The organism is Streptococcus sp. Marseille-Q0941, from assembly GCF_943736975.1.
In the GTDB taxonomy this organism is placed as follows: Bacteria; Bacillota; Bacilli; order Lactobacillales; family Streptococcaceae; genus Streptococcus.
The window spans coordinates 138,053-159,417 of the sequence record NZ_CALSFO010000007.1 but is presented as its reverse complement, the minus strand read 5'-3'; the positions used below and the strand labels follow the sequence as shown (position 1 = coordinate 159,417).

22 protein-coding genes are annotated in these 21,365 nt (G+C 36.8%); all 22 read right to left on the bottom strand.

All coding sequences use genetic code 11. The features are described 5' to 3' along the window. Positions 1–16 precede the first annotated feature (16 nt). The 22 genes from NGI26_RS08135 to cpsA all read right to left on the bottom strand — a co-directional run bounded on the left by NGI26_RS08135 (position 17) and on the right by cpsA (position 21,282). On the bottom strand, positions 17–271 hold the full coding sequence (locus NGI26_RS08135) for a DivIVA domain-containing protein (protein ID WP_251938599.1): 255 nt from the start codon (positions 269–271) through the stop codon (positions 17–19). An 8-nt stretch (positions 272–279) separates the two neighbouring features. After that, positions 280–1,065: a YlmH family RNA-binding protein gene (locus tag NGI26_RS08130; RefSeq protein ID WP_251938596.1), complete on the bottom strand. Its 786-nt coding sequence runs from the start codon at positions 1,063–1,065 to the stop codon at positions 280–282. After that, positions 1,062–1,322 (bottom strand): YggT family protein, encoded by a 261-nt coding sequence (locus tag NGI26_RS08125; protein ID WP_251938594.1) that lies wholly within the window; start codon positions 1,320–1,322, stop codon positions 1,062–1,064. Before NGI26_RS08125 ends, NGI26_RS08130 begins: the two co-directional genes overlap by 4 nt. Next, positions 1,322–1,870 carry a cell division protein SepF gene (locus tag NGI26_RS08120; RefSeq protein ID WP_251938592.1) on the bottom strand — a complete coding sequence of 183 codons (549 nt, stop codon included), beginning with the start codon at positions 1,868–1,870 and terminating at the stop codon, positions 1,322–1,324. The genes NGI26_RS08125 and NGI26_RS08120 overlap by 1 nt, the downstream gene beginning before the upstream one ends. 9 nt (positions 1,871–1,879) lie before the next feature. Beyond that, a complete protein-coding gene (locus NGI26_RS08115) occupies positions 1,880–2,551 on the bottom strand; it encodes a YggS family pyridoxal phosphate-dependent enzyme (RefSeq protein ID WP_251938590.1) in 672 nt (223 codons plus the stop codon). A 5-nt stretch (positions 2,552–2,556) separates the two neighbouring features. Beyond that, positions 2,557–3,810 (bottom strand): cell division protein FtsZ, encoded by a 1,254-nt coding sequence (gene ftsZ, locus NGI26_RS08110; protein ID WP_251938588.1) that lies wholly within the window; start codon positions 3,808–3,810, stop codon positions 2,557–2,559. A gap of 16 nt (positions 3,811–3,826) precedes the next feature. Next, entirely contained in the window at positions 3,827–5,194 is a 1,368-nt protein-coding gene (gene ftsA, locus NGI26_RS08105; protein ID WP_251938585.1) for a cell division protein FtsA, read from the bottom strand. A gap of 395 nt (positions 5,195–5,589) precedes the next feature. Continuing rightward, positions 5,590–6,645: a glycosyltransferase gene (locus NGI26_RS08100; RefSeq protein ID WP_251938583.1), complete on the bottom strand. Its 1,056-nt coding sequence runs from the start codon at positions 6,643–6,645 to the stop codon at positions 5,590–5,592. A 15-nt stretch (positions 6,646–6,660) separates the two neighbouring features. Further along, positions 6,661–7,758, bottom strand: coding sequence for a UDP-galactopyranose mutase (glf, locus tag NGI26_RS08095; RefSeq protein ID WP_251938581.1), 1,098 nt, complete (start codon positions 7,756–7,758; stop codon positions 6,661–6,663). A 126-nt stretch (positions 7,759–7,884) separates the two neighbouring features. Next, positions 7,885–9,033 carry an O-antigen ligase family protein gene (locus tag NGI26_RS08090; RefSeq protein ID WP_251938579.1) on the bottom strand — a complete coding sequence of 383 codons (1,149 nt, stop codon included), beginning with the start codon at positions 9,031–9,033 and terminating at the stop codon, positions 7,885–7,887. A gap of 217 nt (positions 9,034–9,250) precedes the next feature. Beyond that, positions 9,251–10,666 carry a flippase gene (locus tag NGI26_RS08085; RefSeq protein WP_251938578.1) on the bottom strand — a complete coding sequence of 472 codons (1,416 nt, stop codon included), beginning with the start codon at positions 10,664–10,666 and terminating at the stop codon, positions 9,251–9,253. 6 nt (positions 10,667–10,672) lie between these two features. Continuing rightward, positions 10,673–11,638 (bottom strand): glycosyltransferase family 2 protein, encoded by a 966-nt coding sequence (locus NGI26_RS08080; protein WP_251938577.1) that lies wholly within the window; start codon positions 11,636–11,638, stop codon positions 10,673–10,675. Between the two features lie 5 nt (positions 11,639–11,643). After that, complete coding sequence (gene wecB, locus NGI26_RS08075) at positions 11,644–12,732, bottom strand: non-hydrolyzing UDP-N-acetylglucosamine 2-epimerase (protein WP_251938575.1); 1,089 nt, start codon at positions 12,730–12,732, stop codon at positions 11,644–11,646. A gap of 6 nt (positions 12,733–12,738) precedes the next feature. Beyond that, positions 12,739–13,677 (bottom strand): glycosyltransferase family 2 protein, encoded by a 939-nt coding sequence (locus NGI26_RS08070; protein ID WP_251938573.1) that lies wholly within the window; start codon positions 13,675–13,677, stop codon positions 12,739–12,741. Between the two features lie 47 nt (positions 13,678–13,724). After that, entirely contained in the window at positions 13,725–14,795 is a 1,071-nt protein-coding gene (locus NGI26_RS08065; protein ID WP_251938571.1) for a glycosyltransferase family 4 protein, read from the bottom strand. Then, positions 14,770–15,492: a WecB/TagA/CpsF family glycosyltransferase gene (locus tag NGI26_RS08060; RefSeq protein WP_251938616.1), complete on the bottom strand. Its 723-nt coding sequence runs from the start codon at positions 15,490–15,492 to the stop codon at positions 14,770–14,772. The genes NGI26_RS08065 and NGI26_RS08060 overlap by 26 nt, the downstream gene beginning before the upstream one ends. Before the next feature lie 28 nt (positions 15,493–15,520). Continuing rightward, a complete protein-coding gene (locus tag NGI26_RS08055) occupies positions 15,521–16,297 on the bottom strand; it encodes a LicD family protein (protein ID WP_251938569.1) in 777 nt (258 codons plus the stop codon). 4 nt (positions 16,298–16,301) lie between these two features. Beyond that, positions 16,302–17,672, bottom strand: coding sequence for a sugar transferase (locus NGI26_RS08050; RefSeq protein WP_251938567.1), 1,371 nt, complete (start codon positions 17,670–17,672; stop codon positions 16,302–16,304). Positions 17,673–17,687: 15 nt separating this feature from the next. Further along, on the bottom strand, positions 17,688–18,389 hold the full coding sequence (locus NGI26_RS08045) for a tyrosine-protein kinase (RefSeq protein WP_251938566.1): 702 nt from the start codon (positions 18,387–18,389) through the stop codon (positions 17,688–17,690). A 10-nt stretch (positions 18,390–18,399) separates the two neighbouring features. Then, positions 18,400–19,092 (bottom strand): CspC family polysaccharide chain length determinant protein, encoded by a 693-nt coding sequence (locus NGI26_RS08040; protein ID WP_251938564.1) that lies wholly within the window; start codon positions 19,090–19,092, stop codon positions 18,400–18,402. An 8-nt stretch (positions 19,093–19,100) separates the two neighbouring features. After that, positions 19,101–19,832 carry a capsular polysaccharide biosynthesis protein Cps4B gene (gene cps4B / locus NGI26_RS08035; protein WP_251938562.1) on the bottom strand — a complete coding sequence of 244 codons (732 nt, stop codon included), beginning with the start codon at positions 19,830–19,832 and terminating at the stop codon, positions 19,101–19,103. A 1-nt stretch (position 19,833) separates the two neighbouring features. Continuing rightward, positions 19,834–21,282, bottom strand: coding sequence for an LCP family glycopolymer transferase CpsA (cpsA, locus tag NGI26_RS08030; protein ID WP_251938560.1), 1,449 nt, complete (start codon positions 21,280–21,282; stop codon positions 19,834–19,836). Between the last annotated feature and the right edge of the window lie 83 nt (positions 21,283–21,365).

Here is a 21,365-nt window from a genome sequence, read left to right as displayed (position 1 = left end):
ATTTTTCCTCACTTATTTAATAAAAAATAGAATCATTCATTGCTTCTGGTTCTTGCTCGTTTGTTACTGTTCTCTTAGGAATATCATTTGTATAATAGGAAAGACATTCTTCTAGTTTTTTGATATAGAGTTCAGTTTCATCTTTAGATCGAATCATTTCCTCTAATTCAAAATATATCTTATCTAGAAATAGGTCAATTTCTTCCTGATCGTAACCTCTGAATTTTCTTGAGAAAGCTTTATCACTAATTTCTTGTGGTGTAATCGACATATTTTTTCTCACTTGCTTAATAGTAGCCGGACTGTTAGTTTTTTCTTATCCTTTTTGGTTTGACCATTTTCTTTTAGTAAGATGATTCGGCCAAAGCGTCTGACGCTGATTAAATCACCAATTTTTACCGGATAGTCAGATTTTTCAATTATATGATAGTTGACTTGAACCATCTTTTTTTCAACCAGAGCCGAAGTTTGGGAACGAGATAATTTCAAGATACTTGATAAGAAGGTATCCAGACGAAGGCTTGAAACCAAGACTTCTTTTTCCTGATAGTCCTCTTTAGATTCTATCATATCTGAAAAAGGGCGCTCCACTAGATTTACAGGCAACTTGGAAATTTTTTGAATCCCATCCTGAAACAGGGTCGTAAATCTCTGATCGACAATTATTTGAGCTCTCTCATCTGTTACCAAGATGTCGCCAAATAACTTACGATCAATACCCAGTCGATTGAGAACTGTTCCCAATATCTTTGAATGGGTCAATTGCTGAAACTTGCTGGGATACAGAATCTCAAGCAAGGTCATTTCAAAATCTTCCAAATTTGGCGTAAAGTAATCTGGCGCTAAAATCACCCTAGCGTACTCTGAAGAGATATAACTCGTACTAGAGAAGACCTTTATCCCTCTATTGTTTCCCAACGTTTCCAAGATAAATACTTGGTGAGGATTGATAAAAGGAGATAAAATCGGTGCATAGTGCTCCTCGACTTGCCTCAACCATTCCAACCCTTTATCGATGAATGGAATATCCTTAGTTGCGAAATGTTGGTAAAGTTCCTTACTCATAATACGATCAGCAAATTGATGAGATAGCGACTAATCATTCGCAAGAGAATTAGGGCTATCCAAACCGAGAAATCCAAACCAGCGATTTGAAGGGGTAGACGTTTCAAAGGCTCAAGAATTGGTTTACACAAAGTCTCTAAGAACTTCCCCAACTGGGTGTTATAGGCATTGGGAAACCATGATAATAGAGCAAAAGCTACAAGTATCAGCGAATAGATATCTGTAGCATTTTGGATAAAACGAATTATTAGAAACATTAACGTACTCTATTTCTCTTCATGTCAAAGTCGTATTCTTCACTTTGAGCTTCTTCAGGTAAACGAATATCCTCAATGTTGACCACAACACCTACTGGTGTCAAAAGATACATTGTGTTCGCAACTTTTCTTAACTCACCAGCTAGGACATGACGTGCTCCATCCAAGTAGTCCAAACAACGACGAGCTTGAACTTCAGTCATATATTGGAAGTCAATCAAGATACTTTCATTCCCAGCCAACAAATCAACAATATCTGTTGCATCTTCGTAACGGCGTGGGTAACGAACATCAATGGTTACTTTTTCAGTACTACGATGACTTTCCATAGCTAGTTGTTGTTGACGAGTATGAAGCTTAGTAATGTTTTTCTCTTTTGTTTCAACCGGAGAAGATTCTTGAGCAGCGGCTTGCTGTGGTAATTCTCTTTTTTGAGGAACCGAAGCTAGTGAACGTTCAGGTTGTGCAGCTACAACTTCTGAAGCAACTTCATCTCCATCTTCTGTAAAGTAATCTATAAATTTATCAAATTTATCTTTTAATGACATGATTAATTCCTATTTAAAAAATGCTGTACCAATTCGAACAAAAGTCGAGCCAGATTGAATCGCTTCTTTATAGTCACGACTCATTCCCATACTTAGTTCTGTCATTGGCATATTGGGGAGTTGTTGTTCACGAATGTATTGTTGCAACTCTTGCGTTTCTTTAAAAATTTTTTGCAACTCTTCTGTTTGAGCTTCAAACGGAGCCATGGTCATGAGACCAACATACTCTATTTTATCCAAGCTAGACAAATCTTGTAAGACTGTCAATAGTTCTTCTTTTGAAAAACCATGCTTGCTTTCCTCGCCAGAAATATTGACCTGCAAAAAACATTTAACGGTTCGAACGGCACGTTTTTGAATCTCTTGGGCTAATTTCAAAGAATCTAAAGCATGAAAATAATCAACAAAAGGAATGACATCCTTAACTTTTCTTCTTTGTAAGCTACCAATTAAGTGCCAAGTAACATCTTTATCACTTAAAGCATGATACTTTTCAAGAAATTTGTCGACACGGTTTTCACCGATGTGTTTGACTCCTTGGTCAATCAAATTTGCTGCAGTTGCAATATCAACATATTTTGTTACGGCAATTACAGAAACCGAACCGTCTTCACGGCCGGTTTCTTGAACTGCTTTTGTAACCTGTTGAAATACCTGATTTGTATTTTCTTTTAAATCCATTTCTATTAACGGTTTTTGAAGAATGGTGGTGTTTCCAACTCATCTTCGTCAGAAGCTGGCGCTTCGAAACGCCCAACTGGTGATACGACTGATTCACCTTGACGAACAATTGAATCACGTCTCAAGTCCCAGTCACCAAAAGCTGATGCTTTAGGTGCTTCAGTATGACGTTGTGAAGAAGTTGGAAGTTCAGCTGTTTCTGCCAAATCAAAATGACGGTCATAAGTGTGAGTATGACCAGATTTTACTGGTTCACGGAATGACGCTTGTCTTGGTTGTGGCGCTACAACTTTGTCGACTGTATCTTGACGAACTCCAGTAGCAACAACCGTTACACGGATTTCATCTTTCATTGATTCATCAATAGAAGTACCGAGCCAGATGTTTACGCCATGTCCAGCAGCTTGATTGACGATTTCAGAAGCTTCTTCTGCTTCAATCAAAGTCATATCCAAACCACCAGTTACGTTAACGATAACATCTTCTGCTCCATCAATTGTTGTTTCAAGAAGTGGTGAGTAGATAGCTTTACGAGCCGCTTCAATAACGCGCTCTTCTCCACTACCAATACCAATACCCATAAGGGCATTTCCTTTGTTTGCCATTACTGTCTTCACGTCTGCGAAGTCCAAGTTGATCAAACCAGGATTTGTAATCAAATCTGTAATCCCTTGAACACCTTGGCGAAGAACGTTATCTGCTTCAGACAAAGCTTCAAGAAGTGGAGTTTTCTTGTCAACAATTTCTAACAAGTTGTTGTTTGAAATAATCAAGAGAGTATCAACATGCTCGCGAAGTTCGTTGATCCCTTCAACTGCGAATTGACCACGTTTGCTTCCTTCGAAACCAAATGGACGTGTCACAACACCAACAGTCAAAGCACCTAAACCTTTAGCGATACGAGCGATAACTGGTGCAGCACCTGTACCAGAACCACCACCCATACCAGCAGTGATGAAGACCATGTCTGCACCGCTGATAGCTTCAGTTAAAACTTCTTCGCTCTCTTCAGCAGCCTTACGACCAACTTCAGGCTGTCCTCCAGCACCCAGTCCGCGAGTTAATTTTGGACCAAGTTGGATAACTGTTTCAGCTTTTGTACTGCTCAAAGCTTGTACATCTGTGTTGGCTGCGATGAACTCAACACCTGAAACGCCTTCGTCAACCATGCGGTTAATGGCGTTTCCACCACCGCCACCAACACCAATTACTTTAATGATTGCACCTTGTGCTGCTGCTGTATCAAATGAAAATGTCATATTTTATTCCTCTATCCTATTCATCAAACATGCTTCCGATTAAGCTACGGAATCGTTCAGTCAATTTTGGTTTTTCTTCTGATTGATTTAAAGTTGTTGAATCAGCAGTATAAGTTGGTTCTGCTGTTTCAGCTGAAGTTGTACCAAATACTGAACGTTGAGAAGCTGCAGGTTTTTCCTGACTTGAAGTTCTGAAGTCAATTGGTTGATGACGTAATGTTTCATCACCTCTAATAGCACGTTGAGCTAGTACATTTACTTCAGTAAGGCTACCAGCGAATTCTGACAAGCTGATTACATGTGCAAATGCAGGATTGCGGATACCTACTTGGTTTGGAACATAAAGTTTCACACGAACTCCAAGTACTTCTTGGGCAAGCTCAACGATACCTGGTAGAATAGCATTTCCACCAATCAGAGCAATGCCACCTGGTAAGTCCAGCAAATGTCTTCTTTCCAAATCTTGCTTGATTTGTTCAAAGACATGTTTCAATCTAGCTGAAATAATTTGCGCAAGGTAGACTTCACTCACTTCTACTGGTTCAACTTCACCGATAACTTCAACTTGGAACGTTTCTTTGCTTGCAAGTTGTGGGTATGCTTCACCGTAGTTAAGTTTTAAGCTTTCTGCAATTTTCTTAGAAGTTTTAAGAACTTTTGAAATGTCTTTTGTGACGTAGTCGCCACCTTCTTGGTAAACGTTTGTGTATTGAAGCTCTTGATTACGGATAGTTGCTACACTTGTTTGGCCACCACCCATATCAATCACAGTCGCTCCAAATTCACGTTCGCCTTCGTTAAGAACAGAGTTTACAATTGCAAGTGGTGAAATAATCACGTTGTCAACTTGAACTCCGACACGTTCTACAGTTTTACGAAGGTTGTGAAGAATGGTTCTTGGACCTGTATAGAGAAGACCACGCATTTCCAAACGAACACCCATCATACCACGAGGGTCGCGAATGCCTTGGAAACCGTCCACTACAAACTCTTCTGGCACAAAAGTAATTACTTCGCGATCAGGTGTCATGCTCTTTGTCAAAGCCGATTTGACAACATTTTCGACATCTTGATCTGTAATTTCTTTCGTGTCTGATGTTACAGGAATCATCCCTTGAGTTGGTTCAACTTGCAACAAGTTTGCTGGAAGTCCAACGTTTACTGATTTGATTGAAATTCCTGCTTTTTCTTCTGCTTGAGAAATAGCAGATTTGATAGCCGTCGCTGCGGCCTCGATGTCAACGATAATCCCATCCTTGACACCTTTACTTTTGGCGTTACTAACACCGATTACATTTACTTCACCATCTACAAGCTCAGCAACTAACACTTTAATTGAGCTTGTTCCGATATCTAAGCCTGTAAAGAAACCATTTCTAGCCATTACATTGCGTCCTCTCTATCTTCCAAGTTTCACACTTTGATTTTTCAACAGCTACAAGAAGGCATAGCTATTCACAGAATATTATATCACAAAAATCCGATTCGTGCCTAATTTTTTGTGATTTTATCGAAGGTTTTTCATTAAATTTATTTTAATATTCCGTTACAAGTTCATCTTTTTTACTTTTTCTCTGATAAAGAGTGTAAAACAGTCAGAAAATCTTAAAATAGCTATGGAATTCATGTTTTTTTCAAAAATTTTTATGTTAAGCTATTCTCAATTCCACAATTGAATAGAAATCTTAATATTACCCCTAAAAATGAAACATTTATATTCATTTTTTTATACTCGATTTATTGTCTCTTTAACAAAAAAAGAAGTCTACAAAAGACTTCTTATTTCGTTAATTCTTTTAGAGCACTGGTTAGATAAAAACCATCTCTGATTTTCTTACCGATATGTTTGGCATTTTCGACTAAACTTCGATAATCGGATTCTGATAGATTCTCAATCGTAGTTTTTAAATCATGAAGTGACTCTACTGCAATCCCACAGCCATTCTCAAGCACAAAGTGAGACAAGGCTGACTGACTCCAAACTACTAAAGGAAAACCTGACGCCAAGTAAAGTGACGCCTTGTGAGAATTGTTGAAGCGAAGGTACTCACCAAAGACGCCACTACAGGTTTCCGCACTATCTCCGTCCCAGACGAGGCCAAAGCCACCTTCAAGTGCTACAGGAAGCTCATCCGGCAGGAAGGAGCCAAAGTAGGTCTCGTTGGCTAGAGCTCTACTCTCATCAAAACCAACACCATAAAGATTGTAGGTTGGTCTAGCAGGCAATTGATAAAGGTAACCAGCTTTTTCCTGGGCCAAATTACCAGCCACAATGATTGACAGATTCTTCGTCAGCCCTGTCTTCTCTTGGTAGTTTGGAATCAAATAGTCGAAAATGCCTAGGCTAACAATCTTATTTTCCGCAATCCCTTTATCCACTAAAACAGATTTCATGATTGGATTGTGGGCGATGATCCCATCAGCTATCTTCAACAGACTTGATTCTTGAAGATGAACCCGAATCTTATGCTTCAAAGGTACTGTATCCAAATTCGCATAGCGTAAAACTTCCAAATCATGGATAACAAAGTAGACTTTCACCCCTCTCCGCTGGATTTTTTTTACCAAATGAGTAGTAAAGAAGCTATGATGAAGCATAGGAAATTGAATTAACAGTTGATCTCCTGATTTCAACCGCGAAAAAGCTTGTGACAACGCTTTTGCTTTGTGTCGTTGGGCTTTAATCGTACTCATTTTGTACCAGTCCTCAATCGTCAATAACAATGGACTAAAACCCTCTTGTTTTACAATTTCCTCAACATCATTTCTGGCCTTATTACCAGCATTCCTTGCTCCAGAGTCTTTTAGAAACTCTTCTTTCAAATAATATTTCATGGATATCTATTTCTTTCAATCAAATTCATTTGCTACAACTTCTAAAGCACGCTCAATGACCACGTGCATGTCATAGTATTTATAGTCTGCTAGGCGTCCACAGAAGATAACCTTATCATTTTTGGCTGCTTCTTCTTGGTACTTGGCAAACATGGCGTTGTTCTTTTCATCATTGATTGGATAGTAGGGCTCATCCCCACGCTTCCAGTCGGCTGGATATTCACGCGTGATAACTGTCTTTGGCTGCGTTCCATATTCAAAATGTTTGTGTTCGATGATACGAGTATAAGGAATCTCACGCTCTGTATAGTTCACTACAGCATTCCCTTGATAATTTTCCTCGTTTAAAATTTCATGCTCAAAGCGAAGGCTACGATATTCCAATTCCCCATGTTTATAGTCAAAGTATTGGTCAATCATCCCTGTAAAGACAACTTTCTCAGCTGATGCTTCCAACTCTTCACGATTGGCAAAGAAATCAACTCCAAGCTCTACTTCTACATCTCCAAGCATATTTTCGATAATGACATTGTAGCCACCAATTGGAATCCCTTGGTAACGGTCGTTAAAGTAGTTGTTATCAAAGGTCAAACGCACTGGGAGGCGCTTGATGATAAACGGTGGAAGGTCTGTTGCAGAACGTCCCCATTGCTTTTCTGTATAGCCCTTGATCAATTTTTCATAGATGTCCGGACCAATCAACTTGATGGCTTGTTCTTCCAAGTTCTTGGGCTCAACATCTTTCATATCAGCCGTTTGCTGAGCAATCTTGTCCTTGACTTCTTGTGGTGTCTTAGTTCCCCACATAGCGTAGAAGGTGTTCATATTAAAGGGAAGATTGTAGAGATTCCCCTTGTAGTTAGCCACCGGTGAGTTTATATAGTTGTTAAACTCAGCAAACTGGTTGACATAATCCCAGACTTTTTTATTTGAAGTATGGAAAATGTGAGCGCCATACTTGTGGACATTGATGCCCTCAATATTTTCACAGTAGATATTTCCACCAATGTGATCACGCTTGTCAATCACTTTTACTTTTTTTCCACGTTTTGTAGCTTCGTGTGCAAAGATTGCTCCAGACAAACCTGCACCAACGATTAAATAGTCATACATATTAAAACTCCGTTAATAAACTCTACAATTTCTTATTAATGCCGACTTAGAATCAGCAAAAGTTAGTTGCTTTTTTAGAAAGGTACCCTATCATGTATTAGACCCGCCTAAAATTTAGTATTAAAGCTAAGTCTCATTTGGTGCAACAATATCATTTAATTCTTTTTTGCTAAAAGTATTTGTTGTAAATAGTAAAAACATGAATATATTATATGTGGGAACAAACCAAAAGGCTTCAATCATACAGTTAAAAGCAATCAATGATAAAATCGCAACTAATAAATATTGACCATCCTTATACTGTTGCTTTGAGGCGACAACATAAATTATGATCAATAGGACTACAGGCACTATTCCATATGTAAACAACATCTGCACATAAGAGGAATCTACATAGTTATACCCAATTACAGATTCCGTTTTTCCACCTGAGCCGATAAATTGAACGTTTCTTGTCCCAAATAAATGCACTCCAAATGTATCAAATGCATTCCTGCCTAAACCCAGCCTTCCCGTAATTAATTTGTTTATCGATACCAAAAATGGATCAGACCAAGAAAACTTGTATGACAAATAGGTAACAACTGATGCGAATACAACAGCCGAATATGGTAGCAAGGCAAATATTTTTAGTTTTTTCCCATTGCTGTAATAAAAATAAATGAAAATAACTGTCGCTAACAAGATTGACAAAGCATTTAAACGCGCATCACAGTATTTTATAATAAAGGCGGATAGCAGGACACCAAACAGAGTTCTAGTCCATATCAATTTATCTTTTAAAAGATAAGAAATTGCTAAAAACAGATAGAAGCAATGTGATGCAAAGTCCGTAGGATAAATAAACCCAAACGAATTTCGAATAACACCCGCACGATTATATTGCAAGTTAGGAACCATGCCAACCAGCGATAAAAGAAAAACTCCAACTACGAGAATACCAGCTACAATTACATAGTTCCTCAAAACTACTTTCATATCCACATTAACCAAGAGGACTAGTAGCATTGAATAGACTAGAAAATTAAGCCTATTCGTTTGAAAATACACTAAAACCCCCGAAAGCAACAATAGAATAGAAAGTATTAGATATTTGTATGAGACCCGCATTGTATACAAAAAACGAAGTCCTAAAAGCAATACAACTAAAAATAGGAAATTTACTTTGACTTGAAAAAAAGTCCTATCCAGCATCGTAGTTGATATGGTATTAAAAAACACCACTACAGATACAACAATGCTGACTAGTAGGTTTTCAAATTTAATTTTTATCATATTTTTTGAAAAGAATCATACAGGGTGAATTATAAGAAAAAGAAATATGGAATTGAATGAAAAAAAATAATATTCCTTTAATCTTCTAGTTCACTTATACTCTTCTATCCTCCCTTTCCTAACTATTTAATCAACCAAAGCGAATTTAATCTATACAAGAGTTTATTTTACAATAAGGCTATAAGCTACTGAAATTTCTTATTTATTCCATGCAATTTCACTTATTCGATAATTGTTGTTTCAACTCTTTTGGACTAATTACCTTTAAGAATAGTATTTGAGAAATGTAAAGCACCGCTCCTATTGCAGCAAATACCATAACATTTATAACCGGCGTAATATTCACTGTAGTTTTTACAACGAATAGTACACTGTACATGAGAGCTGATGCTCCTATAATTTTAACTGTCGAAGCAAGAAGAGGTACTTCCTTTAAATAGTTTCTTGTAAAATACAGTTGAATAGCCCATACTAAGGCTTCTGTTAATACAGAAACAATGGCTGCTCCGATGTAACCTAGTTTAGGTAGTAATAATAAATTTAAACCGACACTCACAATAGCTGGAATAGTTGTCGAAATCATAAATTCTTTATTTTTATTATGTGGAATCAAGATTTGAATACCCATAATATTTGTCCAGCCAATAAAGAACATTCTAAAAATCATAATTGCTATCGCATACTTAGCATCTTGGAAATCCTGACCTAAGAAAAATTGCACGAAATCATCATTAACAATCAACATCCCTGCAATGATAGGAAATATTACTAAATTGTATATTAAGAAAGACATCTGATGCATTTTGTTTACAGCCTTGTGATCTCCAGTTGATAGGAGATTGGCAACACGAGGAAGCATCACGCTTCCTAACGAAGTCACTAGTGTAAGCAAAATATTGACCAATTTTAAGGCTTGGTCATAAATTCCGACATCTTTAGTTGAGGCTAATGTTCCTAACATAGTACGATCCAAAGTAACATATAGCGAAATAGCAATCTGCGGTAGAAATAGCAAAATCACAGGCTTTAGATGGTACTTTGCGTATGATAAATCAAAATGAGGTTTACCAATAAATTCCCTTGCTGGCAACCACATACTCAACTGCCCCAGCAACTCAAATATAGTCAACAAAAAAACATATAAATATAAATCATTTGCTGATTTAACAAACAAGAAAATCGAAATAACACCAACAAGTTTGACAGTAATATTTCTAACTGTTATCTTGCGAAAATCCTCTAACCCTTGAAATAACCAAGAAATATCCATCCCCTTAGATACCAAACTCAATCCCAATATATAAGCAACAGGATTCTGCATAAATGCAAAGGAAAGACACATGATCATGTATAAGGTGATTGAAAGGATAGTGGCACCAAGTTGCAAGGTATATATGCCCCAAAAGTTTTTCCCGATATCCTTCCTATGGCCTGAAATTTCTTTTGTTCCGTAGTTAGCAACACCTAAAGTAGCTAAAAGAATAAAGTAGGTAACAATGGAATTGAAGTAACCATAAGTTCCTAAATCAGTTGAACTAAATACCCGGGTCACATAAGGTGTGGTTATAATAGGAAGAATTATCACTAGAAGTTGATAGGAAAGATTATACGCATAGTTTTTTAAGACTTTCATAAGTTTCTAACCAATCTTTCCTCTAACTTTTTTATATAATCTTGGTGATAGTAACAATAGCAAATACTTTAGTTTGTTTTTCTTTGTTATATTTGAATTAGGAATAATATCGTTAAAATATCTAATGTATTCTTTTCTGATTTTATTGACATCAGAATACATACCTGAACTAAGCATAGCATGTACAATATGCAGACCATTGAATACATATCGAACATTTAAAGCTCTTCTCATTTCCTGATCATTAGGATAATCTCGTTCGATATAACTTCTATTCCATTCCATGGCCTTATAAAAATCCAAGAGACGATCACTATACTTAGAATTTACAATACTTCCTGGTCTTCGATAGTATTTATAAAGATTTAAATCACTAACAGCAATATTTTCACAGGAAGCAATATGCTCATAAGCAAGAGCTAAATCTTCATACAACATTCCATTAGGATATGGAAACCTTAATAAGATTTCTTTCTTATATAGTTTACCACCTGAATGTGTCCCAACATAATTTCCATAAAACATTTGTTTTAAAGCTGTTCGACGATCTAATTTTCCAGAATATTTCTCTCTGAAATCTCCTAGGAAATCACTATTTTCATAGTTTCTAACTTCAATCACGGGAGTTGCTACAAGATCAACTCTATACTTATCTCTAAGTTCTACTAAATATTCAATGGCTCTATGGTCATAATAATCGTCTGAATCAATGAAAACAATCCAATCTGTTGAAGATTCTTTTACCCCAGTATTGCGGGCATTGGACAAGCCCCCATTTTCTATATGCAGAACTTTTATTCTGTCATCTTCTCGAGCATATTGGTCACAAATTTCTCCAGAACTATCCGTTGAACCATCATCTACTAGGATTATTTCAATACTTTTATAGGTCTGTTGTCGTAGACTATCTACACAATAACTCAGACAGTCTTCAACATTGTATACTGGTACAATAATAGAAACCTTATCCATTATCCCTATCCTTCCAAAATGATATCGACGATTCTTTCACAAGCCTTTCCATCTCCATACGGGTTGCTAGCCTTACTCATCTTGTTATATTCTGTTTCATCTTCCAAAAGCAGTTTAAAATTCCTATAAATATTTTCTTCTTCCGTGCCGACTAATTTTAATGTTCCAGCAGCAATCCCCTCTGGACGCTCTGTTGTGTCACGCATGACCAAAACTGGTTTCCCTAAGGATGGAGCTTCTTCTTGAACTCCACCAGAATCTGTCAAAATCATGTAGCTTTGGTTCATGAAATTATGGAAATCAATAACTTCTAAAGGTTCAATGATTTTCATGCGTTCATTATCCCCAAAGACTTTACTTGCCAATTCACGAACTTTAGGGTTTTTATGAATTGGGTAAACAACTTTTACATCTTCAAATTCATTTAAAATACGATTAACAGCATTAAACATATTTTCCATTGGTTGCCCAAGATTTTCACGTCTGTGAGCTGTCAACATAATTAATTTACTATCCTTAGCCCACTCTAAAATTGGGTGATTGTAATCATCCTGAACAGTTGTCTTCAAAGCATCAATAACCGTATTACCAGTTACAAAAATATTCTTTCTTCCTTCTTTTAAAAGATTTTCTTTGGCTACTTCAGTCGGTGCAAAATGGTAATCTGCTATAATTGAAGTCGTTTGACGGTTAAACTCCTCAGGGAATGGACTTTGAAGGTTGTAGGTTCTTAAACCCGCTTCCACATGTCCAACTTTTATTCCCATGTAAAAAGCTGCCAAGGCCGTTGCGAAAGTTGTCGTCGTGTCTCCGTGAACAAGCACAATATCTGGTTTTTCTTGTTCAAGAACCGCTTGAATTTTGTCTAGAATACTGGTCGTGATTGAAAATAGGGTTTGATTTGCCTTCATAATCCCCAAATCATAATCAGGAACGACTTTAAAGACATCCAAAACTTGCTCAAGCATCTCCTTATGTTGTCCAGTCACGCAGACAAGTGTCTTAATCGAGTCATTTTTCTTCAACTCATTTACTAAAGGACACATTTTTATTGCTTCTGGACGTGTCCCAAAAACCAACATTACTTTTTTCATTACACTTTAGTTCCTAAATACTTGTTTTTTTCTCACAATCCACCCCACTAGATATGGGGAGATAAGTAAAAGCTTAAATTGTATATACTTCATTGTGAATTTTGGTAACACGACGTTAATATATTTTTTGTTTCTTTTTAATTCATCAAGGAAGAATTCTCTTCCATTTGCTTTTTCAGCATATAACTGTCCAAGTAACCAAATCAAATAATTCATTTTTTCTTTTTTAAATTCGTCTTTATAGTTCTTATACAATGGATCAGATATTAATTTATCCCATACAGTTAAACCTGTTATCTTTTTTTCACTATTCCCAAAAGTACTAGTTGTAGGTTCAAAATAATTGTATAGATTTTCTTGGATAATTTTAGCACTATTTACATAATGAGCATACTGTAAATTGAAATATTTATCTTCCATAAACATCACATTATCCAAAAATTTAATATCGTTAGTTTGAATAATTTCTTTCCTATATATCTTATTCCATACATATCCAAAAACATTCAAATCATACAATATTTTATTTATATATGTCTCTTTATTTAATTTTATCTCTCCCCCATTTAATCTTGGATGAATTTTAGACATTACTCCACATACAATAATGTCTACTTCTTTACAATCATCCATCATTACAGCATAAAAATTTTCATTAACTGTATCATCAGAATCAATAAAACTAATCCAATCTCCCTTAGAAATCTGTAACCCCTTGTTGCGTGCTGTAGAAACACCTTTATTTTTTTGGTTTATTATTACTACACTATGATTACACACTGATATTTCTGAAAGAATATCTATAGTTTTGTCAGAAGAACCGTCATTTATAAATATAATTTCATAATTTTCTATAGAACTATGTTTTATAGACTTTATTACTGACTCATAACATTTTACAATCGTTTTTTCGCAATTATAGCACGGTATAATAACCGATAACATTGGACATCCTCCCCTTAAACATAACGGCATCTGTTTATTACTTTTAATTATAATTTCGTATAAAACTGCTTATAATTATTTATAAATGAAGAATAGCTGTATTTCGATTCATAATCTAATCTAGCTTTCTTTGCCAACTTTTCTCTAAATTTGACTTCCCCAGCAAGTTTATCAATTGCTTGTGCCATAGCATTCGGATTTTTAACTGGAACAAGAAGGCCGTTAGTTTCATTGACAATTTCATTGATACCAGGAATGTCTGTTGCAACTATTGTTTTACTATTCAAAAAAGTTTCAATTACACTCAATGCCAAACCTTCATATATAGAGGAGGAAACTAAAAAATCAAAGCTATTGATACACTCTACCACGTCGCTTCGGTAGCCCAAGAAATGAATTCTCTCTTCCAGGCCCAGCTTTTTGGTTTGATCTATCAAATCATTTTTCAATTCTCCATCACCGACAATGAACAAGGATACACTTGGATTTGTCACAAGTGACATGGCTTCAATCAGATAGGTTAGCCCCTTTTGTTCAGATAGCCGAGCAATACAGCCGATTTTTACACCAGGTGTTCGAACAATCTCAGAAACTGTGTCCTGACTTTCTTCCATGAGAACACCGTTATAAATAACCGTCGTGTCTTTTATGCCGACATCTGTTTTTAAATTCTCACTAACGGCTTCGCCAACAGCAATAGCATGAGCCTTCCCTAGGGCAAATTTGTACAGTGGCAATTTGTCTTTAAAAACATTATGGGCTGTATATACATGGATTAATTTCGGATGACGCAGTTGCAACAAACGAATATAGAAAGCAGCCATCCGGTGATGGGTATGGACGAGAGTGATTTCATTCTCTTTGATAATTCTGGAAAGACTAGCAAGAATCTTGAGTACAGTAGCTGGTTGTTTGCTATCAACGTCTAAAATTCGATGGTGTTGAATCCCATTCTCTGCTAGTTTTTCTTCCCACAATCCACCAGTCGAAGCGACATGAACCTGGTCAAATTCATCCTTGAGGTCTGTCGCCAATTGATAGACAATTCGCTCCGCCCCACCAATGTCCATGGTCCGCGAAATGTGAAGAATATTATTTTTTTGCTTTCCGTTTTTCATGTACTACTCTCTTAATAAAAGTGGCATTTCCCACAAAATAGCGTTTAAAGAGCCGTTTTGGTTCATTAGCCACACGAAACAACCATTCTAGATTAGCCTTTTGCATCCACATAGGTGCCCGCTTAATATGCCCTGAGAGGACGTCAAAGCTTCCTCCTACTCCCATAAAGACGGAGTTTACTCCATTGTCCATAAACTTCTGGATCAAGTACTCCTTTTTAGGAGAGGTAATGCCGACAAAAACAAAATCAGAATTTTTCTCCCGAATATCCTCTTGAATAGCCTCCTCCTCTTCAGCAGAGAAATAGCCATTACGATGACCCACTACTCGGAGATTCGGATAATCCTTTTTAAAAATGGCCAGCATATCGCTCAAGACTTCCTCTTTTGCGCCGAAGAAGTAGACAGAGTAGCCTTTTTCATTGGCCAAGCGAAGCAATTCCTGCATCAAATCAATGCCTGCCACGCGCTCCGGTACAGAATAGCCTAAATAGCGCGCAGCAAGAACAACTGAAGCTCCATCTGCGTTAATGATTTCAGAATCATTCACTATCTTTTTAATCGATTCATCTGTTAGACATTGATTAATTTTGTCTGCATTCACTCCCATTAAGTGGAGTGGACGTTGTTCAAGAACAAATTTTTCAACAGCTTGGACAGTTTCGTCCATTGTTAAGGGGTCAATTCTGACCCCCATTAATTCAAAACTATTCAATTTAATCTCCCTAAGCAGTTCCAAAATGACCCTTACGCTCAGCTTCTTTTGGTAGTTGCATGTAATCACCATATATTTTTGTCAAATATTCATCAGGGTTTGCATGACAACTAATTTTTAAGTTTTCAAACTCTAGTAATTGCGGTTCTCCGAACACTTCTTTTCTTGCGAGTTCTCGTTCGCGGTAGGAACCCAAGACATTTCCGACCATGGTACTCGTCTCGTAATCATATTGTTTAATGATACTTTGTAATTTTTTGTTAATTTTTGAAGTGTTTAAGAGTTTATTTAATTTTAAGGCTCTTGAAACTTTCACAATCGCATTTTCGAAAGAGCCTCTATCTCTCTCATGCAAACGATCGATAACAGAAATTTTAGACAAGGCACGATAGAATTTTATTTTATTCGTATGCAACCAGTAATGGATTCCGTCTTCTGGGTAACCATCTAAGGGAAAGATATCAATAAAAGGACTACACCATTCATTGCCAAATTGAATTTGGATTGAAGTATCCATAATCGAAGTATTACCTAGATTATCATCGTGAAGTCTTAAAATAACACTTTCAGGAAGCTCTTTCTCGCAGATTGACAAGAATTTTTCATAATCTTCTCTAGGCATTCCTAAATCCATATCGTCATCCCATGGGATAAATCCTTTATGACGAATGGCACCGAGTAATGTCCCACCCAAGGCGTAATAACGCAAATCATGTCTTTTACAAAGGTCGATATAACTTTCTAAAAGAGTTAACTCTCCTAATTGAATTTCTCTCACTTTATTCATAGAATCATTTTGCTCCATCTCTCATCAGCACTACTTTGATTGTTTTTAATAAAATTTCGAAGTCTTTCCAAATTGTCCAATCATCGATATAAGCGACATCTAGTTTGACAACATCGTCAAAGTTGGTAATGCCACTTCGACCACTAATTTGCCATAGCCCAGTAATGCCTGGTTTAAAGCTCAATCGACGTTTCTGCTCAGGCGTATACTTTTCATACTCATCCACTGTTGGAGGGCGAGTTCCTACTAGGCTCATGTCCCCAATCAGTACATTCCAAAACTGTGGCAACTCGTCAATACTAGTTTTTCGTATAAAGCGACCAATTTCTGTAACTCGAGGGTCATTATCCATTTTAAACATACCACCTTGCATGGTATTTTGATCCATCAATTGTTGCTTGATTTCTTCCGCATCTATCCTCATAGATCGGAACTTATAAAAAGTGAAATAGCGACCATTTTTACCGACTCGGGTTTGAGAAAAGATTGCTGGTCCACCATCTTTTCGAATCATTGGAACAAGGACTATACTTACTAGTCCACAAGTGATTAGGCCAACAATTGCCCCTAAAATATCAATAATTCGTTTGGCAATAATATGACTCGGTTTATATAAGTTTGTAGAAAAAGTTACTACATTCAATCCAGCCATCTCATGGATCTGTTTATTTCTACCTAAATTCTTATCAAAGGCATTTAAATTTACAGTAACATCAATTCCCATTGTTTCAAATTGTGAAATAATGCTACCGATATCATAATCCTCACTAGGTAGGTTCACAAAGACTTCGTCTACTACCTCATGAGTTGCATAATTAATAAGATTTTTAGGCGGAACAGACTTAACTTTATCATGTTTAAAATCAGGTTTATCTAGTACACTTACAGCTACTAACTTACCCGTAACATCATTAGCTGTTAAAAGACGATCTATTACCTTCTCAATACGAGTTGTCGCTGTTATCAAAAGAATCTTTCGGCTCCCTTTTAAATTATGGTTAAAATGGACCCAATATTTTTTGATAACAAAACTCAGAAAATAATTAAACATTCCGTACAAAGACAGGAAGTAAATCATACCCCTTCTAGAAATCACAAATTGATCTTTCAGAAAAAAACTAGAAAAACTAATCAGCAATGCAAAAAAGATGATGTATTTTACTATTTCTATCAATTCGGCGGATTGACTACGTTTAAAAAAATCCTTACCGTAGCCACTGATATAGAAGGCTGCAAAATGAAGAAAATACAGAACAAAAACCGTTTTTGCAACAATTTCTGTTTCAGATACAGAGATAAGTATATAAGCTAATATACTGACCAGTATACTCTGTAAAAACGCTAGAGTTACGTTATAGAAACCCCTTCCTTCCATATTTCCTCCCTAAACTTATTTTTTACCGTAGACACCGTAATTCCCATATCCACCATATGTACCATATGTACCATACTTTTCAAGATGGATGTTGAATTTATTCAAAATAACTCCTAGGAATGGTGTTCCTGTTTGTTCTAGCTGGTCTTTAGCTTTTTGAACTTCTCTCCGTTTTGTTGCAGAAGCTTCAGTCACCAAGATAGAAGCGTCGCATTTTTGTACAATAATCGCTGCATCAATAACAACTCCGATAGGGGCTGTATCTACAATGATATAGTCAAAGTATTTGCGTAAAGTCTCAATCATTGCTTCAAATTTTTCACTTTGAAGAAGAGCAGTTGGGTTTGGTGAAACAGCCCCTGATTGAATGACAAACAAGTTTTCTACGTTTGTTTCACACAAACCATGAGATAGATCTTTGGTTCCTGATAAGTAGTCTGTCAGACCTGTAATTTTTTCTCGAGACTTAAAAACACCGGACATGACTGAATTACGAATATCGGCATCGATAAGGAGCGTCTTGTAGCCTGCACGCGCAAAAGCCCAAGCTATATTGGTTGAAGTGGTTGACTTCCCTTCTCCAGGTCTAACTGAAGAAAGGGCAATCACTTTGAGACCATCTCCACTCAACTGGATATTGGTCCGTAGCGCGTTATAATACTCCTCAGCTTTTTTTACAGAGTTTAATCGTTGTTCTGATAATTCTAACTTTGCCATATTTCCCTCTTTACTTTAATTTCTCAAGATTTGGAATAACACCTAAAAGCGAGAGGTGCATCACTTCTTCGATATCTTCCGGACGCTTCACGCGATCATCCAACAATTCAACTAAAAGTACGATAACCGTAATGAATCCTATACCTGCTATAGTAGCCATCATTGTATTGCGACGAATGTTTGGTGAAGATGGCGATGTTGCTGGTCTTGCTTCCTCAAGTGTGGTTACATCCGATACTCTTGTTACAGAAATGATTTTCTGAGCCGCTACTTCTCTGAGCGCATTGGCGATCCGACTCGCTTCCTCAGGTTTACCATCTCGAACTGAGATGGATACGATACGCGTATCTGCAGGAACTGTTACTGAAACTTTTTTCCCAAGAGTTTTTGCATCAATTGTTAAACTTTGATCAGCCACCACTTTTTCAAGTACATCCTGGGAGAGAATAATCTCACGGTAGTCTTTTACCAGATAAGTACCAGCCTGCAAATCTTGATTGGTTAAACCAGGCTTATCTGCTTGATTACGATTAACAACATAGATGCGGGTAGTACTGGTATACTGAGGTTTGATCACAAACGAGCTATAGGCAAAAGCTACTAGACCTGCTATTATTGCAGTTAAGACGATGAGGAATTTTCGTTTCCAAAGCACTTTTACCAATTGAAATACATCAATTTCAAATTTTTCTTGTTCTTTCATCATTTCTCCTAAATTAGTTGGTCATTTATAATGTTTGATGGGTTTATTTCAAACAGTTCACGAGCTTTTTCTGCTCCGTATTTTTTAGCAATGAGTTCATAAGCTTCTCTCATATATGGTGGGCGATTATCCAAATTGTGCATATCGCTAGCCACTACATGTACTAGATCTTTGTCCAAGAAGTATCTAGCACGTTTTTTCATAAACTTGTAGGCATCACCAAATAGTCGTGGTTTTAATACACTCGAACTATTAATCTGCATATAGCAGCCCATATTGATGAGCTCTCTTACTTTTTTCTCATCGTTTTCCAAGGTGTGATAGCGCTCAATATGAGCAACCACAGGTGTAATCCCTAACATGAGAACTTTGGTCAAAGCGCTATGAATATCTCTGTAGGGTGTATTCATGCTAAACTCAATCAAAGCATAACGACTTCCATTGAGTTTTGGTATGATACCCTGTTCAAGTTTTTCTAAAACGTCACTTGAAAAATAAATTTCAGCCCCGTAAACGATCTTCAAATCCGGCGCAATTTCTTGCGCCAACCGTTTCACTTCGCTAAAATTAGCTGCAATTTTATCTTCTGGTGTTTCAAACATCCCTTTTCTACGATGAGAGGTCGAAACAATGGTTCGAACACCTTGTGCGTAAGCTTCCTCAAGAAGAGCCTTGCTCTCAGCTTTATTTTTAGGTCCATCGTCAACATCGAAAACAATATGTGAATGTATATCAATCATCTTATTTTCCTTCCATGGTATCTTTAATGGCCGTTTTAACAGTTTCCAAGCTTATTGGGTCAACTTCTAACATGTAAAGGTTGCTATCTGGCATAGCGTAAGACGGAAGACCCATACGGCCAGTCCCTTTCAGATCTTGATTGGTAACAGTATATTTCCCTCCACTTGCCAATTGAGTATTGACAAGACTTACCATTGTTTCTGGTGGCATATTAGTCTGAATTGAATCCTGCAAGCTTTGAATAATGCTATCATAGTTTTTTAGTGATTCTGCCGAGGTTAATTTCTGGATAATAGCCGCAATGACTTTTTGTTGGTTACGGCCACGATCACCATCACCATTCGCAAGTGAATAACGTTCACGCACAAATCCCAAAGCTTGTTCAGAATCTAAATGAACATTTCCGACTGGGAAATGGTATTGTCCATGACGCGATGTGAATTCCTGATCATTGTATACATCTACGCCTCCGAGAAGGTCAATCAACTTCAAGAAAGAAGTGAAATTGAGACGGGCATAGTAGTTCAAGTCGATACCATAAAGATTTTCTAAGGTATGGATAGAAGCATCTACACCATAGATACCCGCATGCGTCAACTTATCGTTTTGGTTGTTTCCACCATCAGCAATAGGGACATAGGCATCTCGAGGAGTTGTCGTCAAGAGAATCTTCTTAGTATCTTGATTCACTGTCATGATGATATTGACATCTGAACGCGAAACAGAACTGATAGGACCATAGGTGTCAATACCGCTGATATAGACATTAAAAGAATTTCCTGTAGCTACCTTAGGCGCTTCCACTTTCTTAGTCAAATCCTTGGTATAGATTTTCTTAATCTTCTTAGCGTGGTCAGGATATTCCTGCTCAATCAGATTTTCAAAAACGCCATTTAAGACAATTGCTTTGCTTTCTCCGTCTAACAAATTCTTATAGGCCGCTAGGTAAGAAGAAGCTTCCTCAACTGTCAATTCCTTGCTTTGAGTTGTCTTAATGTCATCTATCAATTTTTGGATATTCTCAGCATCTGTTCCTGTTGGAGCAGTTACACTGGATAATTGAGAAACATTATCGATCTCACTATCTGCAAGTACTGCCACACTCATAGAATAGCTTGAATAATTTGAAGTTGCATTGAATTGATTGGCAAGTCCAACAAATCGATTGACGGCTACTAATGCTACAGAACTAAGCAAGACTGAGACCAACAGAATTATCAGGGTAAGAACCTTAGCTTTTCGCTTGACTATCAACAACAGGGATAATAAAGCTACGAGTACTAAGACGACTGCCAAGATAATATTAAAATAGCTAACCGCTAAAATCTGATACCTAAAAATCAAAAACAATAAAAAAGAAGCAAGAACAACATAGATTAGTAACAAACCTACATTTAAACTTTGCTGAAATTTCCCAGATTTACTTTTTTTTATGCGTCTACTTTTCATGGAACACCTCTTCAAAACATTTTAACTTAATTATATCACAAAGTACCTCTAAAGACTATCTACATTAGTCAAGGAAACGTTTT

Coding starts and splice junctions, on each gene's coding strand:
- wecB (WP_251938575.1), bottom strand. CDS start 12,732: ATGAAAAAAGTAATGTTGGTTTTTGGGACACGTCCAGAAGCAATAAAA.
- NGI26_RS08090 (WP_251938579.1), bottom strand. CDS start 9,033: ATGATAAAAATTAAATTTGAAAACCTACTAGTCAGCATTGTTGTATCT.
- cps4B (WP_251938562.1), bottom strand. CDS start 19,832: ATGATTGATATACATTCACATATTGTTTTCGATGTTGACGATGGACCT.
- NGI26_RS08085 (WP_251938578.1), bottom strand. CDS start 10,666: ATGAAAGTCTTAAAAAACTATGCGTATAATCTTTCCTATCAACTTCTA.
- NGI26_RS08135 (WP_251938599.1), bottom strand. CDS start 271: ATGTCGATTACACCACAAGAAATTAGTGATAAAGCTTTCTCAAGAAAA.
- NGI26_RS08120 (WP_251938592.1), bottom strand. CDS start 1,870: ATGTCATTAAAAGATAAATTTGATAAATTTATAGATTACTTTACAGAA.
- NGI26_RS08130 (WP_251938596.1), bottom strand. CDS start 1,065: ATGAGTAAGGAACTTTACCAACATTTCGCAACTAAGGATATTCCATTC.
- glf (WP_251938581.1), bottom strand. CDS start 7,758: ATGTATGACTATTTAATCGTTGGTGCAGGTTTGTCTGGAGCAATCTTT.
- NGI26_RS08060 (WP_251938616.1), bottom strand. CDS start 15,492: ATGGGGGTCAGAATTGACCCCTTAACAATGGACGAAACTGTCCAAGCT.
- ftsZ (WP_251938588.1), bottom strand. CDS start 3,810: ATGACATTTTCATTTGATACAGCAGCAGCACAAGGTGCAATCATTAAA.
- NGI26_RS08125 (WP_251938594.1), bottom strand. CDS start 1,322: ATGTTTCTAATAATTCGTTTTATCCAAAATGCTACAGATATCTATTCG.
- NGI26_RS08055 (WP_251938569.1), bottom strand. CDS start 16,297: ATGAATAAAGTGAGAGAAATTCAATTAGGAGAGTTAACTCTTTTAGAA.
- NGI26_RS08080 (WP_251938577.1), bottom strand. CDS start 11,638: ATGGATAAGGTTTCTATTATTGTACCAGTATACAATGTTGAAGACTGT.
- NGI26_RS08100 (WP_251938583.1), bottom strand. CDS start 6,645: ATGAAATATTATTTGAAAGAAGAGTTTCTAAAAGACTCTGGAGCAAGG.
- NGI26_RS08070 (WP_251938573.1), bottom strand. CDS start 13,677: ATGTTATCGGTTATTATACCGTGCTATAATTGCGAAAAAACGATTGTA.
- NGI26_RS08040 (WP_251938564.1), bottom strand. CDS start 19,092: ATGAAAGAACAAGAAAAATTTGAAATTGATGTATTTCAATTGGTAAAA.
- NGI26_RS08115 (WP_251938590.1), bottom strand. CDS start 2,551: ATGGATTTAAAAGAAAATACAAATCAGGTATTTCAACAGGTTACAAAA.
- cpsA (WP_251938560.1), bottom strand. CDS start 21,282: ATGAAAAGTAGACGCATAAAAAAAAGTAAATCTGGGAAATTTCAGCAA.
- NGI26_RS08045 (WP_251938566.1), bottom strand. CDS start 18,389: ATGGCAAAGTTAGAATTATCAGAACAACGATTAAACTCTGTAAAAAAA.
- NGI26_RS08065 (WP_251938571.1), bottom strand. CDS start 14,795: ATGAAAAACGGAAAGCAAAAAAATAATATTCTTCACATTTCGCGGACC.
- ftsA (WP_251938585.1), bottom strand. CDS start 5,194: ATGGCTAGAAATGGTTTCTTTACAGGCTTAGATATCGGAACAAGCTCA.
- NGI26_RS08050 (WP_251938567.1), bottom strand. CDS start 17,672: ATGGAAGGAAGGGGTTTCTATAACGTAACTCTAGCGTTTTTACAGAGT.